Annotated in this window: 17 protein-coding genes and 1 pseudogene; 9 read left to right on the top strand and 9 right to left on the bottom strand. The window is 62.5% G+C overall.

Annotation, left to right across the window (positions count from 1 at the left end; translation table 11 throughout):
• Positions 1-6 precede the first annotated feature (6 nt).
• The 6 genes from CABTHER_RS06050 to mobA all read left to right on the top strand — a co-directional run bounded on the left by CABTHER_RS06050 (position 7) and on the right by mobA (position 5,076).
• Entirely contained in the window at positions 7-1,521 is a 1,515-nt protein-coding gene (locus CABTHER_RS06050) for a gluconokinase (RefSeq protein WP_187288343.1), read from the top strand.
• 49 nt (positions 1,522-1,570) lie between these two features.
• A complete protein-coding gene (locus tag CABTHER_RS06045; RefSeq protein ID WP_014099722.1) occupies positions 1,571-2,353 on the top strand; it encodes a lysophospholipid acyltransferase family protein in 783 nt (260 codons plus the stop codon).
• Positions 2,337-3,161 carry a CPBP family intramembrane glutamic endopeptidase gene (locus tag CABTHER_RS06040; protein ID WP_041569109.1) on the top strand — a complete coding sequence of 275 codons (825 nt, stop codon included), beginning with the start codon at positions 2,337-2,339 and terminating at the stop codon, positions 3,159-3,161. The genes CABTHER_RS06045 and CABTHER_RS06040 overlap by 17 nt, the downstream gene beginning before the upstream one ends.
• Complete coding sequence (gene fabG, locus CABTHER_RS06035) at positions 3,158-3,916, top strand: 3-oxoacyl-[acyl-carrier-protein] reductase (protein WP_014099720.1); 759 nt, start codon at positions 3,158-3,160, stop codon at positions 3,914-3,916. The genes CABTHER_RS06040 and fabG overlap by 4 nt, the downstream gene beginning before the upstream one ends.
• A gap of 26 nt (positions 3,917-3,942) precedes the next feature.
• The gene (locus CABTHER_RS06030) at positions 3,943-4,224 is read left to right on the top strand and encodes a hypothetical protein (protein WP_041569627.1); all 282 of its coding nucleotides are present in this window, start codon (positions 3,943-3,945) and stop codon (positions 4,222-4,224) included.
• 132 nt (positions 4,225-4,356) lie between these two features.
• Entirely contained in the window at positions 4,357-5,076 is a 720-nt protein-coding gene (gene mobA, locus CABTHER_RS16515) for a molybdenum cofactor guanylyltransferase (RefSeq protein ID WP_081464735.1), read from the top strand.
• Here mobA and CABTHER_RS06020 read toward each other — a convergent pair.
• From CABTHER_RS06020 to CABTHER_RS06010, 3 genes are all read right to left on the bottom strand, one after another.
• Positions 5,014-5,568 (bottom strand): LOG family protein, encoded by a 555-nt coding sequence (locus CABTHER_RS06020; protein ID WP_455423177.1) that lies wholly within the window; start codon positions 5,566-5,568, stop codon positions 5,014-5,016. The genes mobA and CABTHER_RS06020 overlap by 63 nt on opposite strands.
• A gap of 91 nt (positions 5,569-5,659) precedes the next feature.
• Positions 5,660-7,246, bottom strand: coding sequence for an ABC transporter substrate-binding protein (locus CABTHER_RS06015; protein WP_014099716.1), 1,587 nt, complete (start codon positions 7,244-7,246; stop codon positions 5,660-5,662).
• Positions 7,233-8,891 (bottom strand): FAD-dependent oxidoreductase, encoded by a 1,659-nt coding sequence (locus CABTHER_RS06010; RefSeq protein WP_014099715.1) that lies wholly within the window; start codon positions 8,889-8,891, stop codon positions 7,233-7,235. The genes CABTHER_RS06015 and CABTHER_RS06010 overlap by 14 nt, the downstream gene beginning before the upstream one ends.
• 197 nt (positions 8,892-9,088) lie before the next feature.
• Here CABTHER_RS06010 and CABTHER_RS17750 point away from each other — a divergent pair.
• The 3 genes and pseudogenes from CABTHER_RS17750 to CABTHER_RS05995 all read left to right on the top strand — a co-directional run.
• Positions 9,089-10,381, top strand: a pseudogene (locus CABTHER_RS17750) (tetratricopeptide repeat protein); the annotation flags it as partial.
• Positions 10,293-11,027 carry a CHAT domain-containing protein gene (locus tag CABTHER_RS17410; protein WP_148263964.1) on the top strand — a complete coding sequence of 245 codons (735 nt, stop codon included), beginning with the start codon at positions 10,293-10,295 and terminating at the stop codon, positions 11,025-11,027. The pseudogene CABTHER_RS17750 and the gene CABTHER_RS17410, both read left to right, overlap by 89 nt.
• Before the next feature lie 44 nt (positions 11,028-11,071).
• Complete coding sequence (locus CABTHER_RS05995) at positions 11,072-13,081, top strand: FHA domain-containing protein (RefSeq protein WP_014099712.1); 2,010 nt, start codon at positions 11,072-11,074, stop codon at positions 13,079-13,081.
• 141 nt (positions 13,082-13,222) lie between these two features.
• Here the strand turns inward: CABTHER_RS05995 and CABTHER_RS05990 are convergent, their stop codons facing one another.
• From CABTHER_RS05990 to waaC, 6 genes are all read right to left on the bottom strand, one after another.
• Positions 13,223-13,834 (bottom strand): hypothetical protein, encoded by a 612-nt coding sequence (locus CABTHER_RS05990; protein WP_014099710.1) that lies wholly within the window; start codon positions 13,832-13,834, stop codon positions 13,223-13,225.
• 228 nt (positions 13,835-14,062) lie between these two features.
• Complete coding sequence (locus tag CABTHER_RS05985; protein WP_014099709.1) at positions 14,063-15,592, bottom strand: M91 family zinc metallopeptidase; 1,530 nt, start codon at positions 15,590-15,592, stop codon at positions 14,063-14,065.
• 400 nt (positions 15,593-15,992) lie between these two features.
• Positions 15,993-16,709 (bottom strand): OmpA family protein, encoded by a 717-nt coding sequence (locus CABTHER_RS05980; RefSeq protein ID WP_081464733.1) that lies wholly within the window; start codon positions 16,707-16,709, stop codon positions 15,993-15,995.
• A gap of 197 nt (positions 16,710-16,906) precedes the next feature.
• Positions 16,907-17,899, bottom strand: a complete 993-nt coding sequence (locus CABTHER_RS05975) for a serine/threonine-protein kinase (RefSeq protein ID WP_014099707.1) — start codon at positions 17,897-17,899, stop codon at positions 16,907-16,909.
• A gap of 89 nt (positions 17,900-17,988) precedes the next feature.
• On the bottom strand, positions 17,989-18,339 hold the full coding sequence (locus CABTHER_RS05970) for a histidine triad nucleotide-binding protein (RefSeq protein WP_014099706.1): 351 nt from the start codon (positions 18,337-18,339) through the stop codon (positions 17,989-17,991).
• A gap of 125 nt (positions 18,340-18,464) precedes the next feature.
• Positions 18,465-19,490 (bottom strand): lipopolysaccharide heptosyltransferase I, encoded by a 1,026-nt coding sequence (waaC, locus tag CABTHER_RS05965; RefSeq protein WP_187288342.1) that lies wholly within the window; start codon positions 19,488-19,490, stop codon positions 18,465-18,467.
• Positions 19,491-19,518: the final 28 nt, after the last annotated feature.

Here is a 19,518-nt window from a genome sequence, read left to right as displayed (position 1 = left end):
GAACCCATGATTCTGGCTGTTGATCTGGGTTCCTCTTCTTTCCGTGCGGCCGTGTTTACGCCTGACGGCCGGTTGCAGCCGGAAACCCTTAGCCGGCGGTCGGTTGTGGCTACCATGACACCGGATGGCACCATGACCTACGATGCCACGGCGCTCTTTGCCGCCTTCACCGGGGTCATCAGCCGGTCACTCCATCGGGCTGAACGTCAGGGGTATGTCATTCAGGGCGTTGGTATCTCCACCATGATGCACAGCCTCATGGGTGTCCGACGGTCGGCGGCTACTGCTGACCAGCCTGATGTCAGCGTGCCGACAACGCCGGTTTTTGCTTGGGGCGACACACGTTCCGAAGCCGAAAGAGAGAATTTGGTTGAGTATTTCACCCGCCGCCGGCTCTATGCCCGGACGGGTTGCCCCCTCCACAGCAGTTACTGGTTGCTCAAACTGGCCTGGCTGCGACGTCACCTGACGCTCCGGGAATGGCAGTGGATGTCCTTTGCTGACTATGCCTGGTGGCGACTTTTTGGCCGGACCTGCACCACCGTTTCCCTTGCCTCGGCGACGGGCCTCTATGCCCGCCGCGAAGCCGACTGGGATGAAGAAATCCTTGATTATCTTGGCCTTGAGCGCTCTCATCTGCCGCCCTTGGCCAATGCCGGAGCGATGCTCCCTGGCACGGCCCTCGTCCCGCCCTTCAAAAAACGCTGGCCGCAACTGCATGCAGCCTGCTTCTTCCCACCCCTTGGCGATGGCGCCTGCAGCAACCTGGGCAGCCTGTGTTTTTCCGACAACCGGGCCGCCATCAACATTGGCACCACGGCTGCCCTACGTGTCACCATTCCCAGGGAACGTGAACCGGGAGAACCGCCACCGGGTCTCTGGGTCTATCACCTTGACCACGACCATGCCCTCGTGGGCGGCGCGCTGAGCAACGCCGGCAATCTGCTCGCCTGGGGGCGGCGTACGCTGCGCCTGCCGGCCACACCGATCCTGGAAGCTCGTCTGCGGCAGACCCTGGCAGAAGATACCGGATTGACCATCCTGCCCTTCCTGGCCGGCGAACGTAGTCTGGGTTGGCATCCGCAAGCCACGGGAGTGATTGCCGGACTCCGGCTCTCCACAACCCCCGTAGCCATCTGGCAGGCGCTGCTCGAAGTCATTGCCCTGCGTTTGGCGTGGATTGCCCGGCAACTGGAAACCGCCGGGTTCCTCCTGGACTCCACAGAGATCATTGTCTCCGGCGGTGTGTCGGCGTCACCCGTTTTTGCTACGATGCTGTGCCAGGCACTGGGACGGCCCATCTGTGTCATCCCGACGGAAGCTTCAGCCCGTGGCGTGGCTCTGTGGGTCAGTCTTGGCCTGCGATTGCTGACAATTGACCGTTGCCCACTGCCCGCTGGAAGCTGGTTTGAGCCGGATGCCGCCACCCATGCCCGCTACCGGGAGCGGCTGGAGCGTCACCGCGCCACCTGTCTGGCCATGGCTGAAAGCTGGTCGGCCACTTTGAGCGACCAGCTTTGAGCGACCAGGTTGGCAACTCCATCCATTTGCGCCTTCAACGATGGTTTCAATGAAGATCATCCGTATCCTGCACTCGATTGTCGCGTTTCTGCTGATTGTTCTCTATACGGTGGTTATGGGGTCTCTGGCCCTTCTGCTTTCACTGTTTGACCGAACAGGAGCCTATCAACACTGGTGCGCGCGCACCTGGTGTCGGATGATTGCCTTCACAGTCGGGATGCGGGTCTCCGTTGAAGGCCTTGAACAACTGCCCCGCCACACCCCAGCAGTGGTCATGGCCAATCACCAGAGTTTGCTTGACATTCCAGTGCTGTTTGCCTTCCTGCCGTTTCAGTTTCGGATTCTGGCCAAAAAGGAACTGTTCCGTATTCCCTTCCTGGGCTGGTTTCTATGGCGCGCCGGACACATTCCGGTTGACCGGGGGAACCGGAATGCCATCCCTGACATGATCGCCGCGGCGCGGAAGGTGCTCCACTCCCGGACTCCGGTGGTGATCTTTCCCGAAGGCACGCGGAACATCCAGCCCGCCCGGGTCAAAGCCTTCAAATCGGGCGGGTTTCGTCTGGCGCGTGAAGCCGGTGTGCCGATTGTGCCGGTTACCATCTATGGCACCGCCACATTTTTGCCAGCGCATTCCATGTGGCTCACCCCCTGCCCGGTTCATCTCACTATCCACGCACCGCTGGAGACCACCAGCCTCTCTATTGAAGAGGCTATGGCCCAGGTGGCATCCACGATGAATGAACGGTTGGCCGTCCTGGCCCAGTCCCAGCCCCAACCATCCCTGCCGCCTTCGGGAAAGCGTTACCCCGCCCATGACCTCTCTGACTGAGCCAGCGGTCACGCCCCCAGCCAGCCCGGTGTCACGGGTGGTGGGTTGGAATGCCGGTGCAGCCATGGTGACATGGCTGTTGAGCATCAGTGCCATCCTGCTGAGTTCGGTTGGAGCGCAGCTTGGCTGGACAGCCTGGTTTTACCTGCAGCGGGGCGCCCTTCCGACGCAAGCTGACCTGACGACCTCACACTCGCTGACCCTGACCCTGGTGCTGTCCACGTTTGCTGCTCACGCCATAACGCTTTTATGGTGCTGGCAGCTTATCCGTCGGACATCCCCCTACGGAGTTCGCCCGGCGCTGGGTCTGGACTGGTGCCGTTCGTTCTGGTCCCGCCGGAACGGACTCCTTATAGCCTGTGTGTTTGCAGCACCACTGTTTCTGGCCATTGGTGCCTGGCTGGAACGCTACCTCCCCAATGCCAAAACCGATCTTGACCGCATCCTTGCCCAAGGGCCGTCCGTTCGGGTAGCCATTGCCTGCGTGGCTGCACTGTCTGCGCCGCTCGTCGAGGAAGTGGTTTATCGGGGGGTTATCTTTGGCGGATTGCAGCGCAGTCTGGGGGTTCGTCCTACAGTGGTTCTGGTCTCCCTGCTCTTTTTGGCCGTTCACGTCCCACAGTACTGGGGCGGCTGGGCCGGGTTGACCATGCTGGCGCTGCTCAGCCTCACCCTGACCGTCCTCCGGGCTGCAACCGGCTCCATCCTGCCTTCGGTCGTGCTCCACTACGCCTTCAATGGTATTCAGGCCATTGCCATTGTGTTTTTCTGGGAACTTCTTGAAACTTCCCCTCCCACAACGCCATGAACGACGCCTTGGATTTTCGCGGTAAGACCATCCTCATCACCGGCGGCTCACGGGGCATTGGCCGCGCCATCGCCCTCGAACTGGCTGCCCGCAGTGCCAACATTGCTTTCACCTACCACAGCCGGGTGGAAGCCGCCCGGGCCGTCGAGCAGGAACTTCAGGCCTTGGGTGTCGAAGCCCAGGCCTACCAGGCAGATGCCGCCGACTTTGAAGCCGCCCAGTCCGTTGTCAGGCAGGTACGGGAACGCTTTGGCGCTCTCCACGGCCTCGTCAACAACGCCGGTATCACCCGCGACAAGCTGCTCATCACGATGAAGGAAGACGACTGGGATGCCGTTCTCAACACCAATCTCAAAAGTGTCTTCAACATGTCCAAAGCGGTCGTTGCGCTCCTCCTCAAGCAAAAGCAGGGCGGGTCAATCCTGAACATCAGCTCAATCAGCGGTGTGATCGGTATGGCCGGCCAGACGAACTATTCCGCCGCCAAGGCCGGAATGATTGGCTTTACCAAGGCCCTGGCCAAGGAAGTCGCCAGCCGGGGCATTACGGTCAATGCTCTTGCGCCGGGTCTTATTGAAACGGAGATGACGGAAGGGCTGTCGGCTGAGTATCGCGCCAAACTGCTTGAAACCATCCCCCTTGGACGGTTCGGGACTGCAACGGAAATTGCCCGCATCGCCACCTTTCTGCTTTCAGAAGATGCCCGCTACATCACCGGACAGGTTCTTTGTGCCGACGGTGGTCTCGTTATGTGAAGCTGTCAGGACAGGAGGAAGTGCTGATGCCTGCGCCCGATCTCTCCAGCCTTGAAAAAATCCAGGCCGAACTGCGCCGTTACGAACATCCGCTGCTGGAATTCCAGGCTGTAGAGCATCCCGGTGGCGTTCAGGTCATCATCTCGCTCAAAGTGGCGGATATTCTGGAGCCCTACACCTTTGTCATTCCACACCGTGACCTCCAGGACCCACGCTATGGGTGGCGCTTTCAGAACCTGCTGTTCAACTACATCCACGACTACATGATTGAAACCTTCACCCACACGCCACACCACATCGGGACTTAGGCAAACACAGGGGGTAAACACAGGGGGCAAACGCAGGCAGTGGCAGCCCCGGTCGCCGCAAAGCCACAGCATCACGTTCAGTACAGACCGGTATGCACACCAACACCGGTAGGAATAGCAGTTGCCAATACCATGGATGACTTCCCGGTGTGTATCCTCGCAGGCGGCCGGAGCTGGCGCATGGGGCGGCCAAAGGCGCTGTTGCCTTTTCCCGATGCTCCGTTGCTCCTGGTCTTGACTGACCGCCTGCGGGCGGTTTTCCGTCGTGTGTATGTTGTGTGTTCGCCGGTTGGTCTCTCAGCGGCTTCTGATGCAGTTCAGAGATTATTATCAGACTATTGTTTTGACAGGCACATCCTGGTTGACCCCATCCCCAATGGCGGCCCGCTCAGCGGTATCGCCTGCGCCGTCGCACACACCCGCCAACTCGGACGCCCGCGGTGTCTGGTCATCCCATGTGATATGCCGTTCCTGACAACGACCTTCCTGGCACGGCTCGCCAGCACCCACCCCACGGCCCCGGCGGTTGTCCCCTTCACAGCCGACGGACAACCAACCGGCGTCTGCGCCGCCTACAACGTTGCCATCCTGCCTGCCCTCTCTGCCTTCCTGCGCCGGGGCGGCCGGCGCGTCCAGGATTTCCTCCAGACCATCCCCGCCGCGCCACTCCCCTTCCCGGACTACGCCGACCTGCCCGGCGCTGACCGGTTGCTTTACAACCTCAACACGCCCGCTGACTATCGCCAAGCCCTGCTCTGGCATCAGGAAGCCCGGCTGGAAAATTCGTTATCAGACGAAAGTTCCAGCCAGCCGCGCCAACAGTTTCCCAAAATCCGTCTCGACCATCAGTAAATCCCGGCAGTCTGGCGCCAGAAATCCCTCCTGCACGGCCCGGTCAAGAAAGCCCAGCAACCCATCGTAGTAACCAGCCACATTGAGCAGTCCCACCGGCTTACTGTGATAGCCAAGCTGCCGCCAGGTCCAGATTTCAAACAACTCATCCAGCGTGCCAATCCCGCCCGGCAGCGCGACAAACGCATCGGACAGCTCCATCATGCGCGCCTTCCGCTCATGCATTGTCCGCGTGACGTACATTTGCGTCACCTCACGGTAGATCACCTCGCGCTCCAGCAACCGCTCCGGGATGACCCCGATAACCCGTCCCCCGGCAGCCAGCGCCGCTTCGGCCACCACGCCCATCAGGCCCACGTGCCCGCCGCCATAAACGACCTCGATGCCCTGCTGTGCCAGCCGCTCTCCAACCGACCAGGCCACCTCCCGATAGGAGGTTGCCTGCCCGGTTTGCGACCCACAATAGACACAAACCCGCTTCAGTTGACCCAACCCGTTCAAGCCTCCCTTCCTCCCTCTCCGGCTTGCTGTCGTCCACCCATCGCCCCGATGTCAATGCATTGCACGTTATCGGATGAAGGTATCACTCCGCCGCCCCACCTTCCGCAATCCACACCTGGCGCAAAAAGGCATAACTCCCCGACAACTCCAGCGTAATCCCCTGCACCCGCTCATGGGCAATCGCCACGTTGTTCGGATACCACAGAAAAATCTGCGGCACGTCGCTGACCACCTGTTTCTGCACCAGCCCGTACAGCCGCCGCTGCTCAGCCTTGTCCGTGGTCGCCGCCGCCGCCCGCAGCCAGCCATCCACTTCCGGCGACCGATAGCGCGCCCGGTTCGCCCCCTCGCTGTACCCCTTCGCCTTCGTCGGAATCCGGGACGACTCGTAGAAGTAACTCAGAAAATCCACACTCTGGTTGGCCCCGACGTTGATGAGATAAAACATCTGGAAATTGCCGGCGATGGTGTCCTGCAAAAACGTCTGAAACTCAAACGAGCGCAGGGACAGCTCCACCCCCACCCGCTTGAGCTGTTCCTGCAACACCGCCGCCACCTGCCGCGACAACTCCGCCGACGAGGTCTTCAGCTCCAACCGCAAGGGCCGCCCCGGACCATACCCCGCTTCCGCCAGCAGCCGCCGGGCTTCTTCCGGGTCGTAGCGCGGCGGCGGCAGGTCTTCCGGGTAGGCCCACTGCTCCGGCGGCAGCGGCCCCGCCGCCGGCCGCGCCATGCCCCGCAACACCGTGCGGATGATCGTCTCCCGGTCAATCGCCAGCGCCAGCGCCCGCCGGACCCGTACATCTGCCAGCCGGGCGTCCTCGCAGTTGAGTCCCAGATAGGCAATGTTCGTCCCCTTCGCCTGCACGAGCTTCAGCCCCGGCGTCTTCCCCAACGCCTGGTTGGTGCTGTAGGCCAGGTCAGCGTTCACCGCCAACTGCACCGTCCCCTTGCGCAACTCCAGCTCACGGGTCATGGCATCGGGAATGAAGCGAATCTGCAGCCGCTTCAGCCGGGGTGCGCCCTTGAAGTACGCCGGATTGGCCTCCAGCCAGATGTCGTGGTTTTCCCGGTAAGTCACGACCCGGAACGGCCCCGTCCCGACCGGCCGCTGGGCAGCTTCCTCCGGCGACGTGCCCTTCGGCACAATCCCCACTGCCACCAGACTGCCCAGCATGGGCAGGTTCGGCGCCCGGCAGCGAAACACAACCGTCCGCTCATCCGGGGCCTCGATGGACTCCACCAGCGCAAAGTCCCCCTTCTTGGGCGAGTTGAACGTCGGCGCACACAGGCTCTCGAAGGTGTATTTCACGTCCTCGGCCGTCAGCGGCCGGCCGTCGTGAAAAACCACCCCGGGCCGCAGCCGGAAGGTGAACACCCGCCCATCCGGTGAAATGGTGAAGTCCGCCAGCTCCGGGACAATGTCAAGCTGCTCGTTCTTGTTGACCAGCGTATCGAAGATGATCTGGTGCAGGCGCGCCGAAACGGCATCATTCCCCACCCGTGGGTCCAGGGTCTTCGGCGGCTTCTCAACCGCCATCACCAGCGTATCGGCCGCCAGCACCACCGGACGCCGACACCCGCCGGGCCAGACCATCAACCCAATCGCCACCAGAACCCAGCCCAGTTTCCAGGACCAGCACGGGTGCGGCCGCTCATGCCAGGGCATAACGGTAATAGTTGGCGTAGTTGTAAAAATCCTCCCGCAATCCGCGCCCAAGCTGCCCCATCACCCCGGCCAACTCCTTCTGCAGGGCAAAGGCAGAAAACTCCACGAAGTTCAGCACCCAGGCCGACGTATAGACCATCCCCAACTTGCGCGGTACGGCTTCCCAGATGTTCGGATGCAGCTTCTGCATCTGCAACATCAGCTTCACAAAATCCCCCCACGCCATCCGGTCCTGGAACAGTCCCGTCCGTACCGACGGCGGCAACTGATGCAGCGCCTCCATGACGATGTTGAGCAACTCGTTGACGGCCTTCGGGTCCTCGCCCTCATCGGCCACCATGTAGCGCGTAAACGCCGCCATAATCGCCACGCCCGGCTCGTAGGCGTTGATGAGCCGCAACGACGCCTCATCCAGATGCTGCCCCTTGAGCGCCAAGTCAATCAGATGCGTGATCCGCCGCAGGTTCCGCACCAGCGAACCAAAACCGCAAAACGTCAACGGCGAATTCAACGATGCCGCATCCCCCAGCAGCAACACCCGGTGCGCCGCCGTCCGCTTCTGCGGCCCCAGACCCACGTGGTGCAGCCCCGGAATGTACCCGAACACCGGCCGCCGGAAGGCAAACCCCGCTCCGGGCCGCTTGTACTGCGGCAACGTCTCAAAGTACGTCTCAAACAACGCCAGCAACGACAGCCGCCCGATGTCTGCCACCGGCGCGTAGTGAAACAGGTAGGTCGTAAACTCCCCGTCCTGCCCGGCAAACCCTTCCCACAGCAACTGCCGCCCGTCCTGCGCATGCCCGGTCGTTACCAGAATTTCCCCGACCCGCGCATTGACTTCATCCGCCGCCGAACCGGTCGCAAAGCCCGTGGCAATCGTCCCGACCGTCGGACACAGATAGCTCACCGTCTCCCGTGGGTTGAGCTGCCGGGCAATCGGCGACAGCGTTCCCATCGTGTCAATGAACAACTGCCCCCGAAACGCCAGCCGGCCCGCTTCAACCTGCCGGACGACGACGGTCACGCCCTCTGCCTCAACCTGCACCTGCTCCAGCGTCGCCTGGTCCAGACACCGGCTGCCGCCAGCCGCCAGCAACTTCTGCCGGCACTGCGCCAGCAGCCGGTCCGACGACACTGCCAGCGTCAATACGTCGTCAAACCACAGCGGCGCGGCCGCAATCGGGCAGCCTTCTGCATGGAACTTGACGAACCCGCCGTCATACTCGGCCGTGATGAAGGCTTCCATCTCGGACGGCGTAAACAACCCGGCCTCGTTCAGCCGTTGCAGTTCACCCCGTGAAATGTTCCAGTCCCGATGGGTTCTCCCCACCCGGTGCCGGTCAAACACGAGCACCCGCCAGCCATAGTGCGCCGCCAGCGTCGCACCAACAATCAGGCCAAAACAGCCGCCGGCCACAATGACATCAAAGGTCTCAGCCACTGCCGGCTGCGGCCCGGAAGCCGCGCCAAACACGACCATGGGCTGGGGCGTCGCCAGCAGGCGATGCCGGTGAAGGTCCAGCTCGACCAGTCGCTCAAACCAGACTTCCCCTTCCGGCATACCGCAAAACGCAGCATAGGTGCGGGGATAGGCTTCACGAATGGCAGCCGAGCCAAGCTGGGGTAACGCATTGAACGAACTCATGGGAAGGTCAGCCGCAAGCCAGGAAAGATGAAATGGTGAGGAACCGCACAGGCGGCGTCACTGTATCGCACCTGCCCCAAAAACGAAACACACACCCACGTTTCCCGCGCCCACACCGCCGCCATGATACGATTTGTCCTGATTCATCGCGTTCCATCACCAGATACCATCCCCTTGCTGCCTGCTGAGGAACCGCCATGCGCGTTTCATCCAGCCTGCTCATTGCCTGCCTGCTGGGATGCCTGGCATGGCCTCTGGTCAGCCCTGGCCAGGCTCCGCCCAAGCGCCCGACCACTGAACCACCGGCCACCCCACCGGCAGCCCCGGTCCCCCCTGAAGCCACGGCGCTGCTCCGCGGCCAGGTCATCGAGGGCAACCTCGCCAGTGGAGAAACCCGTCACTACCAGGTGTCGCTCGCCGCCGGCGAGTTTGCCGTCGTCATGGTCGGACAGGTCGGTGTGGAGTTACACGTCGCCGTCGCCGGCGATGACGGCCGCCGCCTGGAACGGGTGGCCGGCTGGGATGGACGCTCCCGCACCCGTCCCGTCCTCCTGCTGGCCAACACAGCTACCACCTGCCGCATCACCATTACCAACCATGAACGCCAGGCCGGGGCGTTCTTCGTCCACCTCACCACCCACCGCCCGGCCACCGCCGTGGACCGGCAACGTTTCACCGCCTTTGAAACCTTCCAGTCCGCCCAGCAGACCCGCCGGAAGAACACCAAATCCGACTTGGAAATGGCGGTCACACAACTTCACGAGGCCCTGAACGCTTACCAGGCGGCCAACGACACCGACGGCGAGGCCGAAACCCTCGTCACCCTCGGACTCATCTATGACAACCTGGGACAGACCCAGCGGGCCATCGAATGCTACGACCGCGCCTTCCCCCTGCGCCGCGCCGGCGGCGAACCGGCCGGACTCATGCAGCTTTTCAACAACCTGGCGCGCGCCTACGACCATGCCGGCGAAAAACGCCGCGCCGTGGACTACTACCGGCAGGCCGTCGCCCAGGCCGATACCCTGCGGGATCACAAGAGCGGCAGCGTCCTGCGCACCAATCTGGGCTATACGCTCAACATCCTGGGCGAAAAGCAGGAAGCCCTTGACCTGCTGGAGCAGGCCGTTGACCTGGCCCGCCAGATTTCGGAACCCGAAATCGAAGCCGACGCCCTCAACAACCAGGGACTCGTCTATGAATCCCTCGGCCTGCTGCCGCGCGCCCAGGAACGCCTTGAACGGGCCACCAGCCTCTACCGCCAGCGCAACGACCGGCGCTCCCTCGCCGTGGCCCTCACCAACCTGGCGTGCATCCACTACAAAGCCGGACGGACGGAACCGGCCCGCCTCGCCCTCGAAGAAGCTCTTCCCCTCCGCCGCGAAACCGGCGACAAACGCGGTGAAGGCGTCACCCTCGCCTCCCTGGCCGTCACCTTCAACCAGCTTGGACAACCGGCCACCGCACAAACCCACTACGAACAGGCCCTCGCCCTTTTCCAGGCCGTCGGCGACCGGACGAGCGAAGCCAACATCCTCGACCATTCCCCGCCTGCCCGGCACCCGCCGCGAAGCCGATGCCATCCTCGCCCTGGTGCCCAAATCCAGACGCCTGTCCATGACGGACTTCGCGGCCAACCGCGAGAACTTTCTCACCGGCGACCTGCCCCGATACCGCCTCCTCCACATTGCCTCCCACGGCCTGGTGGACAACGAGCGCCCGGAACTATCCAGCCTTCTGGTGTCACGGTTTGATGCCACGGGGCAACCGCGCGAAGGCATCGTCGGGCTGCCGGACATCTTCAACCTGCAACTGTCCGCCGAACTCGTCGTCCTGAGCGCCTGCAAAACCGGACTGGGCACGTTTGTCCGCGGCGAAGGGCTGGTCGGGCTGACCCGTGGCTTCATGTATGCCGGCGCGTCCCAGATTGTCGTCAGCCTGTGGAGCATCAGCGACCAGTCCACGGCGCGGCTGATGACCCACTTCTATCGCGCCCTGCTTCGGGACAAACGTCCCCCGGCCGCGGCCCTGCGCCAGGCGCAACTGGACATGCGACGCGAATCCCGGTACCGCCACCCCTTTTTCTGGGCCCCTTTTCAGGTTCACGGTCAGTGGTCGCCCGCCAACTCAGATTGAACATCCCACGGCACACCTGACGGCACACCTGGAGGAAAACGCGCATGGCCGCTCCCACCCCTGTCCCTCTGCTCTGGGTTCTCAACACTGACCTGCCGCCATATCCCGTTGAAGTCACCCGCTTTCCCTTCACCATAGGGCGGCACAGCAGCCATCACCTGCCGCTGCGGCATGCGGCCGTCTCCCGCCACCACGCGGAAATCATCCGCCCGGATACCGGCGACATTCTGCTCCGCGACCTCCACAGCAGTGGCGGCACGCTGGTCAACGGCGAGCCGGTGTCCGAAGCCACCCTGGCCGACGGGGACGAGATCACGCTGGGCAAAGTCGGCGGCATCCGCCTGCTCTACCTGACCCAACCCGCGCTGACCCCTTTGCTGCTGTCCTACCCGGAGCAGGGACAGGTGCAGCGTCTTGTGCTGGGCGAAGGCAGGTTCACCATCGGGCGCAATGCCGATTGCAGCCTCATGCTCAAAAGCGCGAGCGTTTCCCGCTACCATGCCGAGATCATCCACCAGCCCGACGGCAGTTACCAGATACGCGACCTCAACAGCATTGGCGGCACGTTCGTCAACGGGCAATCCATCCGCGAAGTTACTCTCAACAGTGGCGACACCATCGTCGTCTCCCGCCCGGCGGCCGCGCGGCTCAGATTCGTCAGTGCCTGTCAGCCCAAGACGGTTTTCGGCACCGATGAGGCCCTGACCGAAGAAACCGCCCCGGATACGACGCTGGTGCTGGACGAGCGCCAGACGCGCTTTCTCAACCCGGAACTCATGGCGACCGCCGCCAACCTCAATGCCAGGATGCTGCGGCGGCTGACCAGCCTCTGTGACATCACCCATCAGCTCATGGCCCAGTCCAGTGTGCCGGCGCTGGCCGAAGCCTGGCTGACAGCGCTCTTTGCCGCTCTGCCGCTCGATTACGGCATCGTTCTGGTTGGCAACCGCCGGACCCAGCAACTCGAAGTCGCCGGAACACACGGGCAGGGGCGTCCGAGCCGGAGTATCCTGGCCCGGGTACAGCGCGACCGGGTCGGCTGCCTGAGCAGCGATGTGCGGTCCGACGAGCGCTTTGCCACCACCCAGAGCCTGGCCCTGACAAGCACCCGCGCCATTCTCGCCGTCCCCATTGCTTCGGGAAAGCACTTCTGGGGGGTAGGCTACTTTTCCAACGAACACCATCCGGGCGCCTTTGAAAGTGAAGACCTGGAATTCGTCATGGCCACGGCCCGTACGGCCGGGTTGATGCTGGACAACCTCCATCTCATCTGCGAACTCCGCGCCACCCAGGACCTGCTCGTGCAGGCTGACCGGCTGGCGACGATGGACAAGATGTGCGCCTCGATTTCCCACGAACTGCGCAACCGGCTCGCCCTCATCAGCGGCGTCGAACTCATCCGACTGAAGTACCCCCATGACCCGGACGTGCTGCGGCTGACTGACCTTGCCCTGCACGGGCAGCGCCGGGCCCTGGAGTTGGTCGAGGAAATCCGGCTCTTTGCCCGCAATGCCCCGGCCCAGTATGCCTTCGAGCACCGCGCCCTCCGCCCCATGCTCGAACGGCTTTTGTCGCTCATCTGCGTGGATACCGAACTCAAACAGCGCACCGCCACGTTCCAGGTGCAGGCCGACCCACACGCCGTCGTCAACGAGGCCAAGATCGAGCAGGTCCTCATCAACCTCATCCGTAACGCCGTGGATGCCACGCCGCCCGGCAGCGGCGCCATAGACATCACCCTTGGGCTGGAACAGGGCATGGCGACCATTCACGTCACTGACAACGGGCATGGCATCCCACCTGACCTCCTGCCGCGTATCTGGGAGCCGTTCTTCACCACCAAAGGCGAACACGGCACGGGTCTGGGGCTGGAAATCTGCCGCCGGATTGTCGAGGCCCACCACGGCAGCCTGCGCTGCACCAGCCAGGTTGGCGTCGGCACCTGCTTCACCATTCTGCTGCCGGCCGTTTCCCCCCAACCGCAGCCCGGCACGCCCCAGTCCACCGGGCGACTGGTCGGCGAACCGCGCCCGGCGCAACCGGCCGGCGTCTGACGCCATTTCCCAAAGAAATCTCTCGACGCTGATGCAGGACTTTTATGCCTGTCTCCAGCGCGGCGCGCCACGCGGTGAAGCCCTGCGCCAGGCGCAACCTGCGCTGCTGACAACCGGCCAAAGCGGTTTTTTCCTGCAGGGCTAAGACCAGGGCGCAACCGGGCGCACCGCCCCAGGCGGAAGCGCCTGTACCCCGCTCGACAAAAAACGCTGCCTCCGGGACAACGCCGCCGGCAGCGTGTCGTTTTCCCGTACCTGTGCCGGCATCGGCACGCCCTCCTCTCCACCGGCTTCGTCCGCCCGGAGGTAGCCCAGCCGGAACTCCATCTGTGACCCGGTGAGCGGCGCCATTTCTGATTCCGAAAAGCAGAAATCAAACGGTGTGTGCGCCTTGAGCGGCAGCTCGAAATAAACGCTTTCGGTCTGCCGTTCACCCGGCTTGAGCACCGAAACGCGCGGCAACACCGGCGCATAGGTCGGCGGACAGTCCGGCGGCGGCAGACAGGCTTTCTGGCTCAGCTCCACCACTCCATCGGGGCGCTGTTCAACGTAGCCCAGCGTTGAACGTGCATTTGAGTGTCCCCGGTTGAATACATAGCAGGGAACCGCAGCCCGATTTTCCAGCGTGTAGGTCACAACCAGATGATCACACGGATAGGTGATGCCGTCGTGAACCCCTGCCTTCAACACATCCCCCCGCAGATCACAACGCAGCCCATCCTGCTCGACATGCACGACAAACAACGATTCCATGGCAGTGGTTTCCCGGACAGCCCTCTTTTCGTTATGGCGTGGAGTTTGGGAAGGCAGCGGCGTTTTCCCCCAACAACCCAGCCACAACACCACCACCAGCCCCCCGATCAGTCGTCCCCACATAAGGTCGCCCTCAACGTCAGTCCCCAAAAGCGAAAGACTCCCGGACCGAAACCTGCGGTGGGAGTCTTCCAGAGTAGCGGTTGTATCGCCGGAGCGTAAAGCGGCTCAGAAACCGGAAAGCCGGGCCAGCATGTAACTCCGCCGCAACTGGAGGTTCATTTCCTCCCGGATGCCGTTCTCCGTCAGTGCGTAGGGATGGTTGGCGTTGTCAAGCTGTTCAGGCGTCCGGGGATCGTTGTCATGGTCGAGCGGCACACCGACGGCCACCCGCTCCAGGTTCGGCACGCGCCCACGGTCGGCCGTATCCAAGCCCTGGTACGTGCCGGGGCGCAGGGTTCCGTGTGTGTAGTCATAGGCATGCGCCATTTCGTGATACAGCACCACAGACGGCGGCGTATAGGCAGCCGTGCCATCGGCAAACTCAAAAGTCGGCGCAAAGGTCGGGTTGTAACCAATGGTCGCATTGGTCGGCGTGCCACGGCGTCCGGTAGCCGGATCGAGAAAGGGATTGGAGCCGCGTGAGCGCGAAGCAAAGCCGTTGTCCTCGGTGATTTCCTCAATCGTCACGGTGACGCGGTCCCGCTGCCGCGCCGCATCAAAGCTGGCCAGCATCTGCCGTCCCACAGGTGATGAGCGGAGCATTTCCAGATCGTCCATCACACGCTGCCGGAACTCATCCGAACCACGCACAATCACTCCCAAGCTGCCCGGATTACCCGTCAGCTCCACCGTCACCACCTGGTTGCGGCTGCCGCGCGGAGCCGTCCGCACCGTGTCATCCGCCTGCACATACAGCTTGTTACTGCCGCTGCCGCCGCTGATGTCATCTTTCCCCTGCCCGGCATAGATGGCATCGTCCCCGGCGCCGCCAAACAGCCGGTCATCGCCCAGCCCGCCGGAAACGACATCGTTGCCGTCGCCGCCGTACATGGTGTCGTTGCCTTCGCCGCCTTCCAGGTAGTCATTCCCGGCATTGCCATAGATGAGGTCATTGCCCCGGCCGCCATAAACCGTGTCGTTGCCGTCACCACCCTGGAGCGTGTCGTTGCCGTCGCCACCATAGATGTAGTCGTTGCCCGCGCCCCCGTTGATGCGGTCGTTGCCCGCACCGCCATCAATCCGGTCGTGGCCGCTGCCGCCGGTGATGACATCATCGCCATCGCCGCCGAAGAGCCGCAGGTTGACCGTCACGCCCGGGTCAACCTGAATCACATCATTGCCGGCCCCGGCCCGAATCACGAGGTTGTTGCGATCACTCCCGGTGAACGTCCGCGACTCGCCGTTGACCGACACAGTCACATCGCCCGTGCGTGCATCCTGTGTCACCCGAATCTGGTCGTCGCCGTCTCCGGTATCAATGACCACCTGGCCGTTGACGCGGGTCACGGTCGCTTCCCGTGAAAAGCCACTCGTGGCCACTGCCGTTGACGGCTGACCCGTGACCTGTCGCCCCAGGGCCTGCGTCAGACGCGCCTTGAGGTTCTGCCCAAGGGTTTGCAGATCGTTGAGTTTGCCAAAGCTGACCGGTGTGGATGGCGACGGCCGAGCAACGGCTGAACGCAAATCCAGTTTGTGGGGAATGGACGCGGTGGATGCCAGGTTGACCGACGGGGTTGACTTGGCTGCGACTCGCATGGCTTTCAAATAGTGCCTCCGAAACAAAGGTTGGCATCAAAAACTTGTCTCACCTTCAGTTATCGGTAACGTTCCTGAAACGTTGCCACCCAGCGTCAAAATTTTTTCCATTTTTTCAACCTGCTTTTTTCCAAACCGCTAAAACCAGTGGACAACAGGTTTCATCCACTGCTGTTTTGTTATCAGAATCACGTCGCCAGTATCCACCATCAAACACCTGCACCACCCCCGAAGCCCTGTTACCTGCAACACCAAGCACCACACGCCCCAAAAGCCAAGAGGGCAACCCGGCCAAAGTGGTCAGGTTGCCCTCCCAGTGCCAATCAACCAGAAACTGTCCATCTCTGGCACCCCAAGCCGGCGGCGAATGCCAATCGCTGTAACCAAGGGCGCTCCTCAACTATGGCCCGGGGTTGCCTCCTTCCGCCTCCGTCACCACCCGGTTCGCCAACAGGCGCACATCCACCCGGCGGTTGCGCTGAAGTTCCTCCGGCGTCCGGGCGTTGTCGTTGATCTTGCCCGCCCCGATGTACTCAATCCGCCACGGCTCAATCTTGTGCACGTTGTACAGGTACAGCTTGACAGCCTTGGCCCGGTTTTCCGTCAAGGTCAGATTCTTTGCCTCGCTGCCACGCCGGTCAGCAAAGCCGGAAAGCTCAATCCGAATGCCCCGGCGCGACTTGGCGATCTCAGCCAGCGCATCCAGTTCCGCCTTGGCCTCCGGGCTGAGATCATACCGATTGGTCTGGAAGTACACCGACACCGTTCGCACTTCAATGAAGTCGTCAACAGCACGCGCTGTTTCCGTCAAGCGCGCGTTTGTACGCTCGACACCCAGTTGTGCTTCCTCAGCCTTGCGTTCGGCCGCCTGCGCACGGGTGTTGGCTTCCTCGGCCCGGGCGCTGACCGTATCAATCCGCGCCGACAGGCGGGTGTCCAGGTCCCGAATCGCCGAAGTGTTGCGCGCCACGGACTGCTCCAACTCCTCCGTACGCCCTTCAAGCGGGGCAACCCGCTCATCGATTGTCGTGCGAACATACTTTTTGGTGGCACAAGCTGGGCCAAAAACCACGGCCGCGGCAGCTAGCATGCACAGTAATCCCCATCTTCTCGTCATGCGTCACTCCTTCAGGAAGTCGTGGACGATACCCACATTGGACACCGACCTCACCAGATTTATCTGATGCCTTCAGGCCTCAGCAAAAATTCAGCCGGAGACTATCATGCCCGGTTGGGAAAACCGAAACGCTTTTTAGGTTGCTGCCCACGGGAGTGTTGCCCACGGGCCCACGGAAAATTCCCCCAGTACCAAACTCACGCAGCACCAAGCAGCCCCCGTTGCAGGGCATCAGCCAACTCCAAGGTCGTGGACGGACGGTCCTGCGGCTGCTTGGCCAGCGCCCGCAGAATCGCCTGCGAAATTCCAAGGGGCAGTTCCCGCCGCAGCTCAATCGGCGGCCGGGGCGGCATTTTGACATGTTTGTTGGCCAGTTGCATGACCGTATCCGCATGGAACGGCACCCGCCCGGTAAGCATTTCGTAGCAGATGATGCCCAGCGCATACACATCCGTCCGGGCATCAAGTGGACGGTCCATCCACTGCTCCGGCGCCATGTAGTACGGCGTCCCAGCCACCCGCCCCTGCTCCGTCAGAGTCTTGATGAGCTTGCCGGTCATCCGCAGCCGCGCCAGTCCGAAATCAATGACCTTGGCCATTTCCTGCTGGCGATCATACTGCTCGACCATGATGTTTTCCGGTTTCAGGTCGCGGTGGATCACATTCCGCTCATGGGCCACGTGCAGCGCCGCGCAAATCTGCACCATCAGGCGTACGGTCCGGCGAATGTCCAGCACATGCTCCTGACGAAGAATGTCGCGCAGGGTCTTGCCCGACAGCAACTCCATGACCAGAAAGATGGACGCCGGGCGATCCCCCTGGCGTGGCTGCTCGAAGTAGTCATAAATGGCAATGACATTCGGATGCCGGATGCGCCCCAACGCCAGCGCCTCACGGCGAAAGCGCTCCGAAGCCGCATAGTCCTCCGCCAACTCCGGCTTGAGCACCTTGACGGCCACGGCATCACCAATGTTGATGCGCTCGGCACGGTAAATCGCCCCGGTCGCCCCCTGACCAATCCTGGATTGGATGTGGTACTTCCCTTCCAGCACCTGACCAATCAGCGGGTCCTGCCCGGCCGACGGCAACTCGACCCGTGGTTCCTCACGGGTAATCCGGCGGGCAATCGTGGTGGATGAGGTTGTGCGCGCCTGCGGGAGTTCCGTGCCATCCAGGGGACAGAAACGCATCGTGTCTGTCCACACTCGCCCACATCGAGGACAGGTTTTCATGGTTTGCCAACAAACAAAAAACCTACGACAAACCCCACGTTGTCACTTCAGCCGGGCGGCCAGGCCAGCGGACGCCCCCCCAGGAGATGTACGTGAAGCTGAAACACCGATTGCCCGGCATCGGGCCCTGTATTGATGACTATCCGGTAGCCGGTTTCAGCAATACCGACCTTGTTGGCGATTTTGGCCGCCATCCGCAACAAATGCCCCAAAACAGCTTCATCACTCTGGGAAGCCTCGTTGAGAGACTCCATCGGCGTCCGTGGAATGATGAGAATGTGGGTCGGTGCCTGCGGATGAATATCCCGGAAAGCCACACATTGCTCGTCATCATAAACAATGTCAGCCGGAGCTTCACCACGGGCAATCCTGAGAAAGATGTTGTCTGCTTCAGCCATGTCACCCCTTCCCGAACGTCATTTCCTGACGTTTCTGTATCCGCACCAAACAGCCTGCCTTTGGCACGCATCGTAACACAGGCCAGTCACCCAAAAACAAAAATCTCCCACCGGACTTGCCCCTATCAGGACAGGGCGCGGAGGCGGTCTCCAACGGCCTGTGCCACCAGGGAAATCGCAATGTCCATGCAGATATGCTGCTGACAGGTACGGCGATAGCAGTCCGTACGACATGCCACATCGAGACCAACCACCTTGTCGGCCGCCGCAAACGGGCCGTTCCGTTCAGCGGACGTTGGCCCATACAGACCGACAATCGGCGTCCCAACGGCGGCTGCCAAATGCAGCGGCCCCGTGTCCCCCCCAACGAACACCGTCGCCCGCTGGGCCAGCGCCAGATACTCCCGCAGGTTCGTCGGAAAGGACACCACCGGCGCCTCCCGCACCACGGCCTGAACCTGCTCAACCAGTGACGCTTCACCCGGCCCGTACGTCACAACGCTGGCCAGTCCATGCTGCCTCCAAAGCAACTCCGCCAGATGCCCAAAGTTGGCCGCCGGCCACCGCTTTGTCACCCACCCGCCACCCGGATTGAGCAGCGCAAAGCGTCCGGTGATGCCCTGCCGGGACAACTGTCCGGCCACATAGGCAGCTTCGTCCTCCAGCGGCGGCAGCCAGAACTCGTAGGTTTCCGGCGGCGCAACGCCCAACGCCTCCACCAGACGCAGATTCGCCCGAATCACATGCTCAGAAGGTGAAACTGTGACCTGTTCCGTGTAAGCCAACCGGCCCGGCGGTTCACGCAGGGCGTCCGTTGCAAAGCCAATCCGCCGCCGGGCCCGGGAATACCACGCCACGGCAGCCGATTTCATCAGCCCCTGGAAATCCAGCGCCACATCCACCGGATGCCGGCGAAGCCGGGCCAGACAGTCAGCCGCCTGACGGAACACTTCCCGCCGGTACCACTGCCGCCGCCAGCCGCGGGTGTCCAGAACGATGACCTCATCCAAACCGGGCGCGCCCAGCAGCAACGGCGCGGCCACGCGCTCGACAACCCACGTCAGCCGGGCCGTGGGAAACGCCCGGCGCAGGGCCGCCACCGCCGGCATGGCATGCACGACATCCCCAATGCTGCTCAGTTTGACGATCAAAAAGTGCACACCAGCCAGATGCTTATTG

The sequence above is a fragment of the Chloracidobacterium thermophilum B genome, assembly GCF_000226295.1.
Taxonomy (GTDB): domain Bacteria; phylum Acidobacteriota; class Blastocatellia; order Chloracidobacteriales; family Chloracidobacteriaceae; genus Chloracidobacterium; species Chloracidobacterium thermophilum.
Note: the sequence above shows the minus strand (reverse complement) of the source record. Positions and strands in the feature narration are given on the sequence as shown.